Source organism: Brevibacterium sp. FAM 24630, from assembly GCF_049804075.1.
GTDB lineage: Bacteria > Actinomycetota > Actinomycetes > Actinomycetales > Brevibacteriaceae > Brevibacterium.
Genome location: NZ_JBNBZD010000003.1, coordinates 145,875 through 162,471 on the forward strand (window position 1 = coordinate 145,875; position 16,597 = coordinate 162,471).

Below are 16,597 nucleotides of genomic sequence, written 5' to 3' on the forward strand. Positions count from 1 at the left end.
CCGTTGGGTGTCAGGCAGATCAGTCCGCGTGCTTGAGCTTCTGATCCGTGTTCGAGTAGGCGATCGAATCGGCGGTGGATCCGACGAGTCCCATCGTCACTCGCAGCAGGCCCGGTTCGACGTCATCCATGGGCGGAGGGGTCTCCGGGCCCAGGGTCAGTGACTTCCCGTCCTTCGTCGTCGCGGTGATCGAACCGATGTAGACCGAGACATCGCCCTTGAGCGTCATCGTGTCGGCCTTCGTCACCAGGCCGTGGTCCTCCTCCGGCGGGCGCACTGTGAGCGAGAAGCCGGTGATCTTGATCTCCTCGGCCTGGAGCTTCAGCGTCACGACGCTCCCGCCGTCGGCGGTGGGCACCGAGACGAACGAGATGCCCTTGAGTCCCTTGAACGACAGTCCCTCCGAACCCATGGCGGCCGGAGTGTCCGTGAAGATCGGTGCCTTCTCGTCCTGCTTCGCATGATCCGGAAACTCGCCGTTGGTCTCGTCTGTCGGCTCGTCGCTCGGCTCGTCGCTCGGCTCGTCGCTCGGCTCGTCGCTCGGTTCGTCGCTCGGTTCGTCATCCGGCTCATCGACACCCAGACCGCCGGGGTCCGTGGGCTCCGGTGAGGCCGGATCCGACGGCTCCTCGCTCGGTTCGTCCGTCGGCCCCGGCGATGTGGGTGCGGGGACCGTGGGATCCGAGGTCGGCGGATCCGTCGGCTTCAGCGGCATGCCCGGAGACATCGTTCCCGCGGGTGCGGGAGTCTTGTCCTTGGCGGAATCGTCGGAGTCATCGCACGTGCCCACGAGTGAGCACAGCGGAGACGAGTGGGCGGCGGTCATCGTTCCGGCCCCGATGGTGGTGGGGACGACGAGGGCAGCTGCCGCCAGTATGGCGGCCGTTCGGCGGCTGGGCGCACTCATGCAGTCTCCCCTTCTTCCTCGGCGGTTCCGGAGTCTCCCCTCCGGCCGGGCTTCGGTCCGCGCGGTCCCATCCAGGCGACGACGAGGATCGCCCCGATGGTCGACAGCAGCATCCCCAGAAGGTACCCGCCGAGGTTGACCCCGATGAGCGAGTAGACGGAGAGGATGAGCGCGATGATCCCGTAGAACACGTGATGCGTGGGCTTGAGGATCGCAAAGAGCGCGAGCACCACGATCGCGATCGGGATGACCGTCGCCTGGAGTCCCTCGATGCCGAACTGGATCTGCATGTTCCCGAGATCCAGCTGTCCTGAGAAGAACAGCTCGATTCCTCCGAGCACGGCCAGCACGCCGCCGATGAAGGGCCGCTGCCGACGCCACTGCTTGAATCCGCGGCGTTTCTTCGCGCCGTCGCTCATCTCGGCTCCTTCGCTCCTGTCAGCAGCCCTCGATTCCGATGCCGGACCGGCGAATTCCGCCGTCTCGACATCGGATTCGAGGTGGGCATTCTGCTCACCGGCGCGTCGACTCCGTCGGGACAGCGCGAGCAGGCTCGTCTTCTGCACGGTGGCGTCCTGGTCGGCTGCCTCCCGTTCATCGGTCGGCTGCCCGTCGGCTGTTGTCTCCCTCATCAGGAGCACGTCTCCGATCCGTCGGTGAGTTTCAGCGCCATGTCTTTGAGGGTGAACACCGAGGCGGTCGTGCTCCACGAGTCCTGCTTGAGGTCCTTGATGGAGATCGTGTCCGCGTCCTGAGCGAAGTCGCCCTTCGAACCCTTGGCCTTCGTGTTGACATCAGAGGCATCGACGCCGATGCGGATGTTCTCGAATTCCGCGTCGCCCTTGAGTCCCGTCATGCCGATCTGCAGGTCCTTCGCCGAGGCGGGGGTGCCCTTGCCGCCGGCCTTGATGAGCACGCCCACCTTGCCGATCGGGGTGTCGACGGCTGCCGACTGGCAGAGATTCTCGAGCGTGGCGTCCTTGATGTTCGCGGTGACGACCGGGTGCTTGCCGCCGTCGGCATCCTTGGCCACGCCGCTGTACTGCGAGAAGCCGGTGCCCTCGAGCTGCGACGAGGTGATCTTGAACTGTGTGCCCGAGACTGCGAATGAGACGGGCACGGCGCCCTGGGCGACTCCGCCCATGAGCATGGCCGACACGACGCCGGTGGGGACAGCAACCAGTGCGATGCGACCGGCATGGGATGCGACGAGCCTGCGGACGAGGCCGGAATTGCGGAACTTCATTGATCCTCCTAGGGCACCGGCGCCTGCGCCGGCATGAACTTTGTGACGTAAGTTACCACGGGGTGTTACTGGACAGTATCGTGCCCGAAACTTGTGCGTCAACAGGTTTCACATCTGTAATTTTCGCGACTTTCTGCGGGCCGTGCGAACCTGTCCGCGATGCAGTCGCCGCGCGGGAGTCCGCCTGCGGGTGCGGATGCCGACCGGCGACGGGTGCCCGTGTGGCATGAAAACCCTGGTCATGTCGCTGGCGGAGGAGTCGAGTCAGCGCACGGGGACATGGAGTCAGCGCACAGGGGCGTCGGGACCGAGCGGGATGCCCAGACCCCACCACAGGAAGAACAGGAGACTCCAGGTGATCGTCATGCACACGGCCAGCGGCAGGGTGTGCGAGGCGAGCGTGCCGATGCCGGCCTTCTTCTGATACTTCTGCATGAAGCCCAGCGCGAGGATGAAGTAGGGACTCATCGGGGTGATCGCCGTCGAACCGGAGTCGGCGATGCGGAAGATCGCCTGGCTCGTCTCCGGCGGAACTTCGAGGAGCATGAGCAGCGGAACGATGACCGGGGCCATGATCGCCCACATCGCCGAACCGGAGGTGATGAGCACATTGACGACGGAGAGCACGAGCAGAACGAGGACGAAGACCACCCAGGTCGGCAGGCCGAGTCCGATGAACAGCTCCGAGGTGGAGACCGAGACGAGCATGCCGATGTTCGTCCACTCGAAGTACTCGAGGAACTGCGCGATGGCGAAGAAGAGGACGAGGACTCCGGAGATCGACGCCAAGCCCTGACCCATGAGCTTCGGGACGTCGGACCAGGTCTCGATCGTGCCCTCGCGGAAGCCGTAGACGATGCCGCCGATGCCGAAGAGCAGGGCGATGAGGAAGGCGATGCCGGTGAGGAACGGGGACTCGCCGAAGGGGCCGTCGCCGCGCAGGGGAGCCCCCTCGGGGACGACGAGGACGACGATGGCGATGACCGCCGCGCTGACGGCGAACATGGCCAGACGCAGAGCCGAGCGCTCTTTGTCGGAGATGACGAGGTCTTCGAATTCGGCATCCTCGTCGGCATCGAGGTTGTCGCGCTTCATGAGCACGAGTTCGGTGACGATGGTGATGACGACGGCCAGCAGGATGGAGCTGGTGATGTTGAAGTACCAGTTGCCGATCGGGGTGACGATGTAGTCGGGGTCGATGATGTTCGCCGCGGCCGTTGTGATGCCAGCGAAGATCGCGTCGTTGGGCGTCGGAATGGGGCTGGCGTCGTAGCCCGAGGCGATCGAGGTGTAGGCGACGATGACACCGAGGACGGGGGAGCGCCCCACCGCCTTGAACACCATCCCGCCGAGCGGGACGAGGATGACATAGGCCGCCGCCGAGGCGACATGCGAGATCGTGCCCATGAACGCGACCGTGAACACGATGAGCCCGGCAGGAACGCGGGCGATCGAGACCTTCATCGCCGTCGACAGCAGCCCCGTGCGCTCGGCCAGGGCGACCCCCATGATGACGACCATGATCGTGATGAGCGGTGGGAACGTCTCATAGGCCTCGAGTGCGGTGCTCACGGCCATGGCGATTCCCTTGCCGCTGAGCAGGTTGTTCACCGGGGTCCATTCCCCGGTTTCGGGATCCTCGACACCGGCACCGGCGAAGGAGAGGGCGAGGCTGAGTGCGGCGAGGATCCCCGCAAGGATCCAGAACAGCCAGAAGGGGTTCGGCAGCTTGTTGCCGACGACTTCGATGACGTTGAGGGCGCGGATGACGAACGGCAGCTTCTCCTGCGTCCGCTCGGTGGTGCTCGTTTCCATGTCGGTCTCCAGGGTCTCCAGGTGGATGGCGGAGGAGCGAAAAAGGGCATGACTCATCGCGGGCCCGTGAGCTCCATCGGTCTGAGAGGGCGGGTGGTCAGTGGTGGTGTCAGTTCATCTCGGCTGTCATGGGCGCAGCATGTCTCATAGGCGCAGCATGTCTCGGGAGTAGGCGACGAGTTTCGCGATGACTTCGCCGAGGAGGTCGCGACCGGCCTTGGCAGTGGCGGTTCGGGGGTCGCCGAGGACCCCGTTGTCGGCATATCGGTCGAAGGTGACTGCGCTCGCGGGGGTCTTCGTGCGGCTGAGCCGTGCGCGGTCGTCGAGCTCGTCGAGTCTCGTGGCCCCTGGCGCGAGCCGAGGGGAGTCGACGAGGCGGTCGTCGATGGCCAGGACCTGGGAAGTCTCGGACTCCCCGCAGTGTCCGCTGACCTCGGTGCGGGGCAGTGCGGCGGTGGTCTCGGTCGCCAGCGCGCTCACGGGGGAATGGGCGAAGACGAGGTTCGGATGGGAGTCGAGCAGCACCTGCTGGGCGACGCCGAGCGCGGCCTGATTGCCGCCGTGGCCGGTGATGACGAGGAGCTTGGCGAATCCCGAGTCGGCGAGCCGGGCCGCGATCGTGGTGACGATGTCGATGAAGGTCCGCGGGTCGAGGCTGATCGTGCCCGGGAGGAAGGTGTGGTGCGGGGAGACCCCGTAGTCGACGCTGGGGAGGACGAAGGCCCGGCCTGCCGGATCATCGGCCGCTGCCCTCGCGGCGAGTTCTTCGGCGACGGCGAGTGCGACATGTTCGGCGCGGATGCTGTCGGTGCTCAGCGGCAGCGCATCGCCGTGCTGTTCACAGGCGCCCACCGGGAGGATGAGGAGGCTGCCCTGCTCCTTGGCGACTTCGACTTCGAGCGAAGTGAGCTCCCCGTACCTGCGGATGTCCGGGCGGATCTCGCTCACCTGCTGTCTGGTCACTGTTCGGCCTCCTTGTTCGCCGCGTCGTCTGTCTGAGGATCATCGGCCCAGTCCGCGAGGACGACGGTCTTGATCGCCTCGAGGTGCTTGCGGGTGCGATGAGCGGCTTCGAATCCGTCGCCGCGCTTGATCGCGTCGAGGATGTCCGCATGCTCATCGTGGTCACGCAGCCGGTCGTAGGTGGTCCGCGCCGCCTGCTGAGTGCGCGAGTGGATCGCGAGCAGCGAGACGAGCATCTCGTGCAGGGCGCGGTTGCCCGAAGCCCGTGCGAGCTCGACGTGGAAGTGGCCTGCTGGGACCGCGGTCTCGACCTGCAGGGCATTGTCGAGGGCGGATTCCATCGAGGCGACCGCCTCGGCGCTCTGGATCTGGGCCGCCAGCTCGGCGATGCCCGGCTCGATTGCGACGCGGGCGTCGAGGAGCTCGATCGCCGCAGCGAGGTCGACGGGCACATAGTGCGGATTGTCGAGGATGCGGCGATTGATCGCCTCGCGCACATAGGTCCCCGAGCCGTGCATGAGCTCGACCGAGCCCGTGGCCTCGAGCCGACGCAGGGCTTCGCGGACCGTGGGCACGGTGACCTCGAAGCGTTCGGCCAGAACCTTCGCCGAGGGCAGTGTCTGGCCGGGCTGCAGGTTCTCGGCACGAATCGTCTGGACGATCTCACGGGTGAGTCGTTCGACGAGTCCGATGGATGGTGTCATGCCACTCTCCTTCAAGTGTTTAAGTCATCTAATCACTTTGGTGCGGATGTGTCAACGGTCACGTGTCGGTCCCGCGTGGTTCTCGAAGAACGCCCACAGGGTGTCGGTCGCCGAGAAGTGCTTCGTCACGTACCCGCCGCCGCTGTAGACCACCTCACCCGGCCAGACGTGGCCGCCGTCGGTGACCGAATAGAGCTCGACCTCGGCGCCCGAGCTCTTCCCTCTGGCGGTGGAGGTCCCAGCCGTGCAGTTCTTCCAGCTCGTGCGCAGCACATCCTCGCCCCTTTTGCCGACCCTGCGCTCGGTCGTGGCCGTGCAGTCCGAAGCCTCGGCCCAGGGCTCGATCCAGTCGCGCACGCCCGGATAGGTCTCGCCCTGGCGCTCGCCCCCGTCGTAGTGCATCGTCGCGTCGCCGGTGCCGTGGATGGCGAGCATCGGCGTCGGCTCCGAGTAGTCGCAGCCGTTCGTCGACTGCGGATAGTAGGCCCCGGCGACGATGCCGAAGGCCGAGAACCGGTCGCGCAGATGGCAGGCGAGCACCGAGACGAAGCCGCCTCCGTTGGACTTGCCGGTGGCATAGACGCGATTGAGGTCGATGCAGTGCTCGTCCTCGATCGAATCGAGCAGATCGGAGACGAAGCGGACATCGTCGGCACCGCTAGCATAGGGGGCACCCTGCCAGGAGCGTTTGCCGTCGTCGAGTGCACCATCGGGGAAGACGGTGACGGCGGGGAGGGTGGGCAGGCCCGTGTAGTTCTGGAGCTCGGCTCCGTCCGATCCGTTGCCGTGGAAGCCGAGGATCAGCGGCATCGGCGTCGACTCCTCGTAGTCGCGGGGGATGTTGATCCGATAGGTCCGATCCTCGCCCGCCGAGGTGATCGTCCGTTCGTCATTGCCCGGAGTCTGCTCGCTCCCGCAGCCTGCGGACGGGGCGGCCTCCAGCGTCGGGGCGGCGGCCTCGGCCGCCCTGCCCGGGCTCGTGGCAAGGGCCGGCCCCAGAGCCAGGAGACTCGAGGTGAGAACCACGGCGGATGCCGCTGCGAGGATGGCGGTCGGGGTGCGTCTCGTCGTCGATTGCATCGTGAGTCCTTTGATCGTCGGTGATCGTGAGCAGGACTCTAGCACAAGTCATAAAATGACTTAAGGACTTGCCGGTGACTCCGATCGTCGAGACTGCCGACCGGAGAGCGAAGCCCAGTTCTGCCTCGTGAGATCGACGGCGAGGCCGTGATCGCCGGCGCGGACGGCCGCGATGATTTCGGTGTGTTTCTCAGGCGAGGCCGAACCGGCGACCGAATCGAAGTGGAGGTACTCGGTGCGGCGCAGGGTGGCCGTGACGAGCTCGAGGTGATCGGCGATGAGCGGGTTGCCGCTGCGGGACAGGGCCACCTCGTGGAATTCGTCATCGGCGGTGATGGCTGCGTCGATGTCGGCGGTGTCGAGGGCCGCGCGCAGCCGCTCGTTCGCTCGCTCCATGGCGTCGAGGTCCGCGCCGGTGAGGTCCGCGACGGCGAGGTTCATGGCCAGGGCATGCAGCTCGGCGGCGATCTGACGTGCATGGACGATGGCCTCGGGATTCTCCGGCGCCACCCGGGTCATCCTCCCCGGTTGGGCCACAACAAGACCGGCCTGGGCCAGGCGCTGCAGGGCCTCGCGCACCGGAGTCCGCGAGACCTGCAGCCAGGCGCCGAGCTCCTGATCGCGCAGCTGCTCTCCGGGGGCCAGCTGCCCGCGGACGATCGCATCGCGGATCGACCGGTAGACGTCATCCCGCAGGAGAGTGCGCTGCGGGGAGGGCGAATGCGCGGGAATCGGCACCGGGGGTCCTTTCGTCGGCATCGGGATGGCGGTCGGCACCGGTCGTGGAAGTCTGGGATGCGGTGCCGACCTCATTGTAGACAGGCCCGAAATGCAATATATTGCATATCACTGGCCGCGATGTGCTGGTCGTCTCCGGCAGAGAGCAGGGATCGCGGTCGAACGATACGACGACGAAGGGGTCCCCATGGCCATCACCGATTTCGACCGCTATCCGCTCACCTTCGGGCCGAGCCCCGTGCATGAATTGGGCAGGCTCGGGGACCACCTCGGCGGGGCGAGGGTCTGGGCCAAACGGGAGGACGTCAACTCCGGACTCGCGTTCGGCGGAAACAAGACCCGCAAGCTCGAGTACATCGTTCCCGACATCCTCGCTTCGGGCGCGGACACGCTCGTCTCGATCGGCGGTTACCAGTCCAACCACACGCGGCAGGTCGCGGCCGTCGCTGCCCATCTCGGCCTGAAGGCCCGTCTCGTCCAGGAGCGCTGGGTGGACTGGGAGGATCCGGGCAATGACACGGTCGGCAATATCGAACTCTCGCGCATCATGGGCGCCGACGTCCGCCTCGACTCGGCCGGATTCGACATCGGCATCCGCTCGAGCTGGGAGAATGCGCTCGCCGAGGTCGAAGCGGCCGGCGGCAGGCCCTATCCGATCCCGGCCGGGGCCTCCGAGCACAGGTTCGGCGGACTCGGCTTCGCGAACTGGGCCTATGAGGTCGCCGAGCAGGAGAAGGAGCTCGGGGTCTTCTTCGACACCATCGTCGTGTGCACCGTGACGGGCTCGACCCATGCGGGCATGATCGCCGGGTTCGCGGCTCTCGAGGATGCCGGCGGGCGTCCCCGTCGGATCATCGGCATCGACGCCTCGGCGACCCTGGACAAGACCCGTGACCAGGTCCGGCGCATTGCGAACTCCACTGCCGAGCTCATCGGACTCGGTCGGAGGATTCGCGAGGACGAGATCGACATCCGCTCCGGCTGGGCCGGGCCGGCCTACGGCATCCCCGACGAGTCGACCGTCGACGCGATCCGCACGACCGCTCAGCTCGAAGGCGTCATCCTCGATCCCGTCTACGAGGGCAAATCGATGGCCGGGCTGCTCGATCTCGTCGGTCAGGGCGGCATCGACAGGGACTCCACGGTCCTCTACGCCCACCTCGGCGGTCAGCTCGCGCTCAACGCCTACAGCTCGATCTTCTGAGCCCGGCGTCTGAGTCCGGGTCGGCTCAGGAGTCGCCGTGTTCTCCCAGAACATTCATCGGGTACAGTCAGGAACTGTTCTCTGCAATGATCTGGGTCACGTCGCGCGCCGACGTTGGAAAGTGAAGTGACATCATGGGTGCTGCCGCCGAATTCTTCGATACGATCAGCGGATTCGTCTGGGGTCCGTTCCTACTCATCCCGCTGCTGCTGGGCACGGGCCTGTACCTGACGTTCCGCCTCGGCGGGCTGCAATTCACGAAGCTGCTGCCGGCCCTGAGTCTGGGCATTCTCAAGCGCAAGGACGCCGGATCCGAGGGTGACATCTCGCAGTTCCAGGCGCTGACGACGGCGCTGGCGGCCACGGTCGGCACCGGCAACATCGTCGGCGTGGCCACTGCCATCGGCATCGGCGGTCCCGGTGCCCTGTTCTGGATGTGGATGACCGGCCTGCTGGGCATGGTCACGAAGTATGCGGAGGGCTTCCTCGCGGTGCGCTTCCGCGGAACCGATGAGGCCGGGGAGAAGTCCGGTGGCCCGCAGTACTACCTCGAACGCGGCATCAAAGGTCCTCTCGGCAAGGTCCTCGGCCTGATGTTCGCCGTCTTCGCCGTCCTCGCCTGCTTCGGGATCGGCAATATGACGCAGGGCAACTCGATCGCGGCGAATGTCGAGTCGAGCTGGTCGGTTCCCACCTGGATCACCGGCGCTGTGCTCACGGTCCTCACGCTCGTCGTCCTCGTCGGCGGCATCAAGTCCATCGGACGGGTCACGGCCGGCCTGGTGCCGATCATGATCGTCTTCTACGTCCTCAGCGCCATCTACATCCTCATCGCGAACATCGACGCCCTGCCCTCTGCCTTCGCCCAGATCTTCACCGAGGCCTTCACCGGCACTTCGGCCGTCGGCGGATTCGCGGGCTCGGCGATCATCGTCGTCGTGCAGATGGGCGTGGCCCGTGGTCTGTTCTCGAACGAATCGGGACTCGGTTCGGCACCGATCGCCGCAGCCGCGGCAAAAACCTCGCATCCGGTGCGTCAGGGGCTCGTGTCGATGACGCAGACCTTCATCGACACGATCATCGTCGTCAGCTTCACCGGTCTGACGATCATCGCCACCGGGACCTGGAACGAAGTCGATCCGGAGACAGGGGAACAGATCAGTGCGGCGCTCATGACGGGCGAGGCCTTCTCCCACGGTCTGCCCGGTCATTGGGGTCACTGGGTCGTGACGCTGGGCATCGTCCTCTTCGCGTTCTCGACGCTGCTCGGCTGGTCCTACTACGGCGATCGCAATGTCGAACGCCTCGTCGGCCGGCGCGGAGTGCTGCCGTTCCGGATCTTCTTCTCCCTCGTCGTGTTCGTCGGTTGCACCACCGAACTCGAGCCGATCTGGAACTTCTCGGATGTGATGAACGGTCTCATGGCCCTGCCGAACCTGCTTGGCATCCTCATCCTCTCCGGACTCATCGCCCGGGAGACGAAGCACTACCTCAAGCACGATCCGCAGCTGAAGGCGGACAAGGACACGATCGAATCGTTCATGATCGATCAGCCCGGTTGGGCCGACTGGAAGGCCGGAGACGTGATCGGCTCCTCGCGCAGGTTCGACTGATTCCCTCACCGAGGCGGCCGTCCCCAGTATGGGGGCGGCCGTTTCGCTGTTGCGGTGCGTTCCCTTCGCTGAGGCGGCAGTCCCTTTGGGGTGGTTGCCCCTTGCAGGCGGCTGCCCCTTGGGAGGTGGCTGTGTTCTGCACTCACGGCATGCGGATTTCGTTGAAGCGTATTCGGAATCCGCACTCCCTCGGTGGCGGGTCGGTGATCGATCCAGGACTGAGGATTCCCCCAGGTTCCGGCACTTGTTGCGCGGGTCACGTGTTGATAGCGTGTGAGACAGGCATACGCAATCCGTCGATTCCGACGGCGAAGAGGTATGCGATTGCTTAGCCGGCGCCAACAGGCGCCCACGTCAAAGGAGTCTGGAATGAGCAATGTAGGAAGCGCCGCAGGCGGCTACCGCGTCGAAAACCCGGCCACCGGTGAAGTCGTCGAGAAGTTCGACAACGCGACCGACGAGGAGATCCAGCAGGTCCTCGAGTCCGCGCACAAGGGGTTCCAGGCCTGGCGGGACAAGACCATCGAGGAGCGCGCTGCCGTCGTCAACAAGGTCGCAGCCCTGTTCGGTGAGCACAAGGCCGAGCTCGCGAAGATCATCGCCGAGGAGATGGGCAAGCCCACCGCCGAAGGTGAGGAAGAGGCCGAGTTCTGCGAGGCGATCTTCAACTACTACGCCGACAACGGACCGAAGTTCGCCGCCGATGAGCCGATCGAATCGATGTCCGGAGGCAAGGCGTTCATCCAGCGCCGCCCGGTCGGTGCCCTGCTGGGCATCATGCCGTGGAACTTCCCGTACTACCAGGTGGCTCGCTTCGCCGCGCCGAACCTCGTGCTCGGCAACACGATCATCCTCAAGCATGCGGAGATCTGCCCCCGCTCCTCGGCGAAGATCGCCGAGCTCATGAAGGAAGCCGGCGTCCCCGAGGGCGTGTACAACAACATCTACGCCACGCACGAGCAGATCGAGACGATCATCGCCGATGACCGCGTCGAAGGCGTGTCCCTGACCGGTTCCGAACGCGCCGGCTCGGCCGTGGCCGCCACGGCGGGCAAGCATCTGAAGAAGGCCGTGCTCGAGCTCGGCGGCTCCGACCCCTACATCATCCTCGACACCGATGACATGAACGAGGCCGTCGACACCGCTTGGGGCACTCGCCTCTACAACACCGGCCAGGTGTGCAATGCGAACAAGCGGATGATCGTTATGGACGACATCTACGACGACTTCGTGTCCGGACTGACCGAACGTGCCCAGTCCTGGGAGAAGGGCACCCCCGCCGAGGCGGGCGACGGCAAGTACTCGCCTCTGTCCTCTCGGGGCGCGGCCGAGAACCTGCGCAAGCAGCTCGATCGGGCGGTCGAACAGGGAGCGAAGCTCGTCGGCGGTGAACTCGCCACCGATGGTTCGGCCTATGTCACCCCGGCCGTGCTCACCGGAGTCACCTCGGAGATGGACGCCTACCGCGAGGAGCTCTTCGGACCTGTGGCCACCGTCTACAAAGTCAGCAGCGATGATGAGGCCCTCGAGCTGGCCAATGATTCGCGCTTCGGCCTCGGCGGTGCCGTGTTCGCGAAGGATCCCGAGCGTGCCGCGAAGCTCGCTCAGCGCCTCGACGTCGGCATGTCCAACGTCAACACCCCGGCCGGCGAAGGCGCGGAGATCCCGTTCGGCGGAACCAAGCGTTCGGGCTTCGGTCGCGAGCTCGGTCCCTACGGCATGGACGAGTTCGTCAACAAGCGCATGTACTACGTGGCTGACTGATATTTGACCGCACACCGTCGATAAACGGGTTGGGCGTCGAGAAACGTGTGAACGCACGTGTGTCTCGACGCTCAGCCCGTTTTTCGCTGTCTTGCGGCGGGGCGCTCAGCTGGGGAGCTCAGCTCTCGAAGGTCCACTGAGTATCGACATCAGGGGCCGACCCCGCGATCGTCGACACCTCACTGGGGTCGAGGCCGTTCTCGGCGAACCAGCGGCGCGCCGCCTTCTCTGCGATGCCCTCGGACTGCTCGACGAGGAAGCGGCCGCTGTCGGTGAGGGAGAACTCACCCGATTCCGAGCGTGAGAGCCAACCGAGTTTGACCAGAGGCAGACTGGCACGCACCGCCTGTGAAAGCGTCTCGCCCATCGCCTCGGCGAGGTCCTCTCGGCCCAGCCCCTGTGGCCGGGCATCGATGAGGCGCAGTCGGCGAAGGTCGTCCAAGCTGAGCCCCACGCGCGAGAGCGCCGCGCCGACCGTCGTGTCCAAAGAGCTCTTCGCCCAGGCCAGAGTCAATGCGGCCTCGAGGTTCGGCACGGAAGCGCAGTCGGCGGCTTCGTCTGTGCTCATGACCGTGTCCTCGTCCGCACCTTGACCTCTTCTACGCACACCGCTGAGACACTCACGACCCTGCCGCCGAGGCCGCGTGCGGCGAGGTCGGCATCGGAGAGCTCCTCGGCTCGGATGCTCGCCAGCGTTTCGGCGTCATCGCGGTCCGCCTCGTCGCTGGTGACCAGAAATCGGTGCTGATAGTTCACGAGCTCGGGCGTGTAGAGGAACGTGCCCTCGGGGGAGAAGTGCGCGGAGAGCATGTCGTGATCGTCCTGTGCCGCACGGAGGCTGCGGCGCTGCTCCTCGTCGAGTGCGGCGAAGCGCCCGTGGACGGTGATGCGAAAATTCCAGGTCATTGTGGGGCCTCTTCGGCTCGGGTGGCGTGGTCGAACAGGGTGATGATCTCGTGCGCTTCGATGCTGGGATGGGTGGGCACTGCCGTGTCGAGGACGGAACGCAGAGCCAGGGCCATCGTGGCGGGATCGAAGCTGCGCATCTCGCCTCGGCGCTGGCCGTCCTCGAAGAGCGCCACGAGGTCGGCGATGGAATCGGCGGAGCGCTCGCCGTAGGACTGCGCCGGGGCAGCGGGCCGGCTGAGGTAGCCCACTGCTGCGATGATGGCTGCGGCCCGAGCCGGTTCGCGGCGACAGTAGTCGATGTGTGTGGAGATATAGGCCGCGAGCCGGTCGTTCGCAGACCCGGCCGAGCTCAGGGCCCGGTCGAGCTCGGGCCCGAGATCCTCGACGACGAACTGCACGACCGCCGCGGCGAGCTCGTCCTTGTCGGAGAAGTTCCCATGGACCGCCCCGCGGCTGAACCCGGCGGTCTCCGCGACCGCGATGAGCGAGGTGCCGCGCACCCCGTGCTCGGCGAAGAGTCCGGCGGCCGATTCGATGAGGCGTCGACGGGTGAGCTCCTGGCTCTCGCGGCGCGTCAATCGGGGTGTGGAGGGGGTAGTCATGATTTCAGAATACACTGAAGTATCCGAATACTCGAAAGTATCTCAGTGGCAGGGCTGCGGTGAGGGGGCGTCGGCCACGTTGTACTGTGGGAACGGCCGACATGGTGCGCCGGTGTGCCGCCGAACGCTCCGATGGAATGCCATGAACTCTGGAGGTCAGAATTGCCGATCACCTCGACGATCCTCGACGTGGCACTCGAACGCCCCGATCAGCTCGCCCTCGCCGGGTCTGAGGCCCGACTGAGCTACGGGGAGCTCGTCGCTGACTCCCGTGTCGCGTTCGCCGTCGTCGACTCCCTCCACCGGGCGCAGACCGAACCGCCGCGGCCCGCCCCGGAGACCCAGGGAATTCCGATCACGGCCGTGAGCACCACCTCGGCGTTCTTCACCGCCCGCATCATCGCCGGTCTCGCCGGCTACCGCGCGGTCTCGGCGACCATCGATCCGCGGTGGCCGCTCGACCATCAGGTCGGAGTCATCCGCACGACAGGCATCGGCCTCGTCATCAGCGAATCGCCCACCCTCGCCGAGGCGCTCGCCGCCGCCGGCTGGACCGGGACCGTGATCACCCCGGCCGAATTCGCGACACGCGAGGCACAGGTCCGCAGCGCTGGCACCCCGGCTCCGGCCCCGACCGTCCGCGAGGCGAGCGAACCTTTCCTCATGCTCTTCTCCTCGGGCACGACGAGCAATCCCAAGGCCTTCATCAAGACCCGGCAGCAGTACCGGGACAATGTGGCCGTCTCCTCCGCTCACCTCGAACCGCTCCCCGAGGTGGCCACGCTCGCACCCGGCCCCGTGTCCTACAGCCTCACCCTCTATGCGGTCATCGAGTCGCTTGCCACCGGCGGCAGCGTCCACGTCGCCGACGACTTCGACCCCTTCACCATGGGGCCGCGCATCGCGGACGAAGCCATCACCCGCATCGTCGCCGTGCCCGCTGTGGTCAAGGCCCTCGCCGAGGCGGCCGGGCGTTCCCCCGACCGTTTCCACGGTCTCGACCTCCTCGTCACCGGGGGAGCGAACCTGCCCGCGAGCATCCGCGACCGTCTCGCCGAGGTCCTCCCCGAGGCCCGACTCATCAGCTACTACGGTGCCGCCGAGATCGGCTTCATCGGCGACAGCCGCGCCGGCGACGGCACCTGGATCACCGTCTACGACTCGATCGGGGCCGAGGTGCGCGGAGACGACGGGCAACCCCTGCCCGATGGAGAGATCGGCACCCTGTGGATCAGGGCCGCCGCGTGCTCCGACGGCTACGTCACCGGCACCACCGACGCGCAGCTCCAGGGCCCGGACGGATGGGCCAGCGTCGGCGACCAGGGACGCATCGAAGGCGGACTGCTCCAACTGGCCGGCCGTGCCGGGGATATCGCGATCACGGGAGGACACAAGGTGTCCCTGCCGGAAGTCGAGCGGGCGTTCGAGACGTGCCCCCGCCTCGGCGAGGCGTGCGCGATCGCGCTGCCCGACGACAGCCTCGGCAGCATCGTCGCCCTCGTCATCGAAACCGGGTCCGCCACCGGAGCCGGCCTTGCGCCGTCTGTCCCAGGCAAGGCCGCGCTGCTTGCTCACGCGCGTGCCCGCCTGGCCCCGCAGTTCGTGCCGCGTCGGTTCTACCTGATCGACCGACTGCCGCGGACCGTGGGCGGGAAGATCCGGCGCACGGAAGCCACCGAACTCATCACGAACGGACAGGGACAGCGACTGTGAACACCCCCACCACCCCACCGCGCCGAGTCGTCGTCACCGGACTCGGCGCCATCACCCCGAGCGGGCAGGACCCCGAATCCCTGTGGGAATCCGTCCGCACCGGAATCAGCGCCATCGACGTCCTCGCCGGTGAGCAGTTCGCGGACCTCGCGGTGCGCATCGGCGGACAGATCCGCGACTTCGACGCCGAGGCCATCCTGCCTCGAGCGCTCGCCCGCCGTCTCAGCCCCGTCCAGCACTGGGCCATCGCCGCCGCCGACCAGGCCCTCCGCCAGGCCGGAATCGCCTCGGCCGCCGAGGAACTGCCCTGGGACCGTGACCGCACCGCCGTCATCGCCGCCACCGGATCTGGGCCCGTCGATGCCATGCAGTCAGCGACCCGCGTCCTCGATTCCGGCGGCCCCCGCGCGGTGCCGCTGACTCTGGCCATCCACGGTGCGCCGGACTCGGCGGCCGCCCTCATCAGCCAGCGTTTCGATCTCCGCGGTCCCGGGCAAGGCGTGTCCGCGACCTGCGCATCCGGGGCGATCGGCCTGGGAGAGGCCATGCGACGCATCCGCCACGGCTACGCCGAGGCTGTGCTCGTCGTCGGGATGGAGGACTGCCTCGGCGCGGTCAATCTCGCCTCGAATGCGAACATGCGCGCCCTCGCCGCAGGCTTCGACGATGACCCGACCGCAGCGAGCCGGCCCTTCGACCGCGCCCGGAACGGGTTCGTCATGAGCCAGGGGGCGGCCGCGATCCTCCTCGAATCCGCCGACTCCGCCGCCGCACGCGGGGCCGAACCGCTCGCCGAACTCGCCGGGTTCGGCGCCGCCAGCGATGCCCACCACCCGACGAATCCGCATCCGGATGGGCGGGGAGCCGCCTCGGCGATGGTGCAGGCCTTGGCCGATGCCGGGCTGGAACCCGGCGACATCGACCACATCAACGCCCACGCCACGGGCACACCGGCCGGGGACCGGGCCGAACTCGCCGCCTTCGACGCGGTCCTCGGCGAGGACGGGCGAACGATCCCGATTTCGGCGACGAAATCATCGACGGGGCATCTGCTCGGCGCTTCGGGCGTGGTCGAAGCGATCATCGCGATCATGACGCTGCGCGATCAGGTGCTGCCGCCGACGCTCAACCTCTATGACCGCGAGTTCCCCGAATGGGACATCGTCGCAGGCCAGGCCCGTGAACTGAATGAAGACAAGACCCTCGCCGAGGCGGCCGCCACCACCGTGCTGTCGACTTCGTTCGGTTTCGGCGGACACAACGGGGCGATCATCCTGAGCCGGAGTCTCGCCGCGGTGGGTGCGGCGCGCACGAATGAACACAGCTGAGAACAGAGGAG

At 66.7% G+C, this 16,597-nt stretch carries 16 protein-coding genes; 5 read left to right on the forward strand and 11 right to left on the reverse strand.

Translation table 11 applies throughout. The features are described 5' to 3' along the window. Positions 1-19 precede the first annotated feature (19 nt). The 8 genes from ACPUD7_RS03560 to ACPUD7_RS03595 form a co-directional block, all read right to left on the reverse strand. Positions 20-907, reverse strand: a complete 888-nt coding sequence (locus tag ACPUD7_RS03560; RefSeq protein ID WP_425119149.1) for a hypothetical protein — start codon at positions 905-907, stop codon at positions 20-22. Beyond that, on the reverse strand, positions 904-1,539 hold the full coding sequence (locus ACPUD7_RS03565; RefSeq protein WP_205683283.1) for a DUF6114 domain-containing protein: 636 nt from the start codon (positions 1,537-1,539) through the stop codon (positions 904-906). Before ACPUD7_RS03565 ends, ACPUD7_RS03560 begins: the two co-directional genes overlap by 4 nt. After that, complete coding sequence (locus ACPUD7_RS03570) at positions 1,539-2,153, reverse strand: DUF6230 family protein (protein ID WP_135537621.1); 615 nt, start codon at positions 2,151-2,153, stop codon at positions 1,539-1,541. The genes ACPUD7_RS03565 and ACPUD7_RS03570 overlap by 1 nt, the downstream gene beginning before the upstream one ends. 285 nt (positions 2,154-2,438) lie before the next feature. After that, the gene (locus tag ACPUD7_RS03575) at positions 2,439-3,968 is read right to left on the reverse strand and encodes an AbgT family transporter (RefSeq protein WP_135537620.1); all 1,530 of its coding nucleotides are present in this window, start codon (positions 3,966-3,968) and stop codon (positions 2,439-2,441) included. Between the two features lie 144 nt (positions 3,969-4,112). Then, positions 4,113-4,931 carry a creatininase family protein gene (locus ACPUD7_RS03580; protein WP_135537619.1) on the reverse strand — a complete coding sequence of 273 codons (819 nt, stop codon included), beginning with the start codon at positions 4,929-4,931 and terminating at the stop codon, positions 4,113-4,115. Further along, a complete protein-coding gene (locus tag ACPUD7_RS03585; protein WP_135537618.1) occupies positions 4,928-5,635 on the reverse strand; it encodes a FadR/GntR family transcriptional regulator in 708 nt (235 codons plus the stop codon). The genes ACPUD7_RS03580 and ACPUD7_RS03585 overlap by 4 nt, the downstream gene beginning before the upstream one ends. A 51-nt stretch (positions 5,636-5,686) precedes the next feature. Beyond that, complete coding sequence (locus tag ACPUD7_RS03590; RefSeq protein WP_135537617.1) at positions 5,687-6,715, reverse strand: alpha/beta hydrolase family esterase; 1,029 nt, start codon at positions 6,713-6,715, stop codon at positions 5,687-5,689. Positions 6,716-6,775: 60 nt separating this feature from the next. Continuing rightward, positions 6,776-7,453: a GntR family transcriptional regulator gene (locus ACPUD7_RS03595; RefSeq protein ID WP_135537616.1), complete on the reverse strand. Its 678-nt coding sequence runs from the start codon at positions 7,451-7,453 to the stop codon at positions 6,776-6,778. Between the two features lie 187 nt (positions 7,454-7,640). Here ACPUD7_RS03595 and ACPUD7_RS03600 point away from each other — a divergent pair, with 187 nt between their 5' ends. From ACPUD7_RS03600 to ACPUD7_RS03610, 3 genes are all read left to right on the forward strand, one after another. Then, entirely contained in the window at positions 7,641-8,657 is a 1,017-nt protein-coding gene (locus tag ACPUD7_RS03600) for a 1-aminocyclopropane-1-carboxylate deaminase (RefSeq protein WP_135537615.1), read from the forward strand. A gap of 134 nt (positions 8,658-8,791) precedes the next feature. Beyond that, positions 8,792-10,270 carry an alanine/glycine:cation symporter family protein gene (locus ACPUD7_RS03605; RefSeq protein ID WP_135537614.1) on the forward strand — a complete coding sequence of 493 codons (1,479 nt, stop codon included), beginning with the start codon at positions 8,792-8,794 and terminating at the stop codon, positions 10,268-10,270. Between the two features lie 369 nt (positions 10,271-10,639). Further along, positions 10,640-12,034, forward strand: coding sequence for an NAD-dependent succinate-semialdehyde dehydrogenase (locus tag ACPUD7_RS03610; RefSeq protein WP_425119150.1), 1,395 nt, complete (start codon positions 10,640-10,642; stop codon positions 12,032-12,034). Between the two features lie 118 nt (positions 12,035-12,152). Here ACPUD7_RS03610 and ACPUD7_RS03615 read toward each other — a convergent pair whose 3' ends face one another. Genes ACPUD7_RS03615 through ACPUD7_RS03625 form a run of 3 tightly spaced genes read right to left on the reverse strand, consistent with a single transcriptional unit; the run spans position 12,153 to position 13,545 of the window. Then, positions 12,153-12,602 (reverse strand): hypothetical protein, encoded by a 450-nt coding sequence (locus ACPUD7_RS03615; RefSeq protein WP_425119151.1) that lies wholly within the window; start codon positions 12,600-12,602, stop codon positions 12,153-12,155. After that, the gene (locus ACPUD7_RS03620) at positions 12,599-12,940 is read right to left on the reverse strand and encodes a DUF6204 family protein (RefSeq protein WP_425119152.1); all 342 of its coding nucleotides are present in this window, start codon (positions 12,938-12,940) and stop codon (positions 12,599-12,601) included. The genes ACPUD7_RS03615 and ACPUD7_RS03620 overlap by 4 nt, the downstream gene beginning before the upstream one ends. Further along, complete coding sequence (locus ACPUD7_RS03625) at positions 12,937-13,545, reverse strand: TetR/AcrR family transcriptional regulator (RefSeq protein WP_425119153.1); 609 nt, start codon at positions 13,543-13,545, stop codon at positions 12,937-12,939. Before ACPUD7_RS03625 ends, ACPUD7_RS03620 begins: the two co-directional genes overlap by 4 nt. Positions 13,546-13,707: 162 nt before the next feature. Between ACPUD7_RS03625 and ACPUD7_RS03630 the strand changes: the two genes are divergently transcribed. Continuing rightward, entirely contained in the window at positions 13,708-15,258 is a 1,551-nt protein-coding gene (locus ACPUD7_RS03630; RefSeq protein ID WP_425119154.1) for a class I adenylate-forming enzyme family protein, read from the forward strand. After that, on the forward strand, positions 15,255-16,586 hold the full coding sequence (locus tag ACPUD7_RS03635; protein ID WP_425119155.1) for a beta-ketoacyl-[acyl-carrier-protein] synthase family protein: 1,332 nt from the start codon (positions 15,255-15,257) through the stop codon (positions 16,584-16,586). Before ACPUD7_RS03630 ends, ACPUD7_RS03635 begins: the two co-directional genes overlap by 4 nt. Positions 16,587-16,597 lie beyond the last annotated feature (11 nt).

Bases quoted from the DNA above. Each gene is read 5' to 3' on its own strand.
- ACPUD7_RS03575 (WP_135537620.1), bottom strand. From the start codon at position 3,968: ATGGAAACGAGCACCACCGAGCGGACGCAGGAGAAGCTGCCGTTCGTC.
- ACPUD7_RS03565 (WP_205683283.1), bottom strand. From the start codon at position 1,539: ATGAGGGAGACAACAGCCGACGGGCAGCCGACCGATGAACGGGAGGCA.
- ACPUD7_RS03605 (WP_135537614.1), top strand. From the start codon at position 8,792: ATGGGTGCTGCCGCCGAATTCTTCGATACGATCAGCGGATTCGTCTGG.
- ACPUD7_RS03625 (WP_425119153.1), bottom strand. From the start codon at position 13,545: ATGACTACCCCCTCCACACCCCGATTGACGCGCCGCGAGAGCCAGGAG.
- ACPUD7_RS03570 (WP_135537621.1), bottom strand. From the start codon at position 2,153: ATGAAGTTCCGCAATTCCGGCCTCGTCCGCAGGCTCGTCGCATCCCAT.
- ACPUD7_RS03600 (WP_135537615.1), top strand. From the start codon at position 7,641: ATGGCCATCACCGATTTCGACCGCTATCCGCTCACCTTCGGGCCGAGC.
- ACPUD7_RS03590 (WP_135537617.1), bottom strand. From the start codon at position 6,715: ATGCAATCGACGACGAGACGCACCCCGACCGCCATCCTCGCAGCGGCA.
- ACPUD7_RS03585 (WP_135537618.1), bottom strand. From the start codon at position 5,635: ATGACACCATCCATCGGACTCGTCGAACGACTCACCCGTGAGATCGTC.
- ACPUD7_RS03560 (WP_425119149.1), bottom strand. From the start codon at position 907: ATGAGTGCGCCCAGCCGCCGAACGGCCGCCATACTGGCGGCAGCTGCC.
- ACPUD7_RS03610 (WP_425119150.1), top strand. From the start codon at position 10,640: ATGAGCAATGTAGGAAGCGCCGCAGGCGGCTACCGCGTCGAAAACCCG.
- ACPUD7_RS03620 (WP_425119152.1), bottom strand. From the start codon at position 12,940: ATGACCTGGAATTTTCGCATCACCGTCCACGGGCGCTTCGCCGCACTC.
- ACPUD7_RS03615 (WP_425119151.1), bottom strand. From the start codon at position 12,602: ATGAGCACAGACGAAGCCGCCGACTGCGCTTCCGTGCCGAACCTCGAG.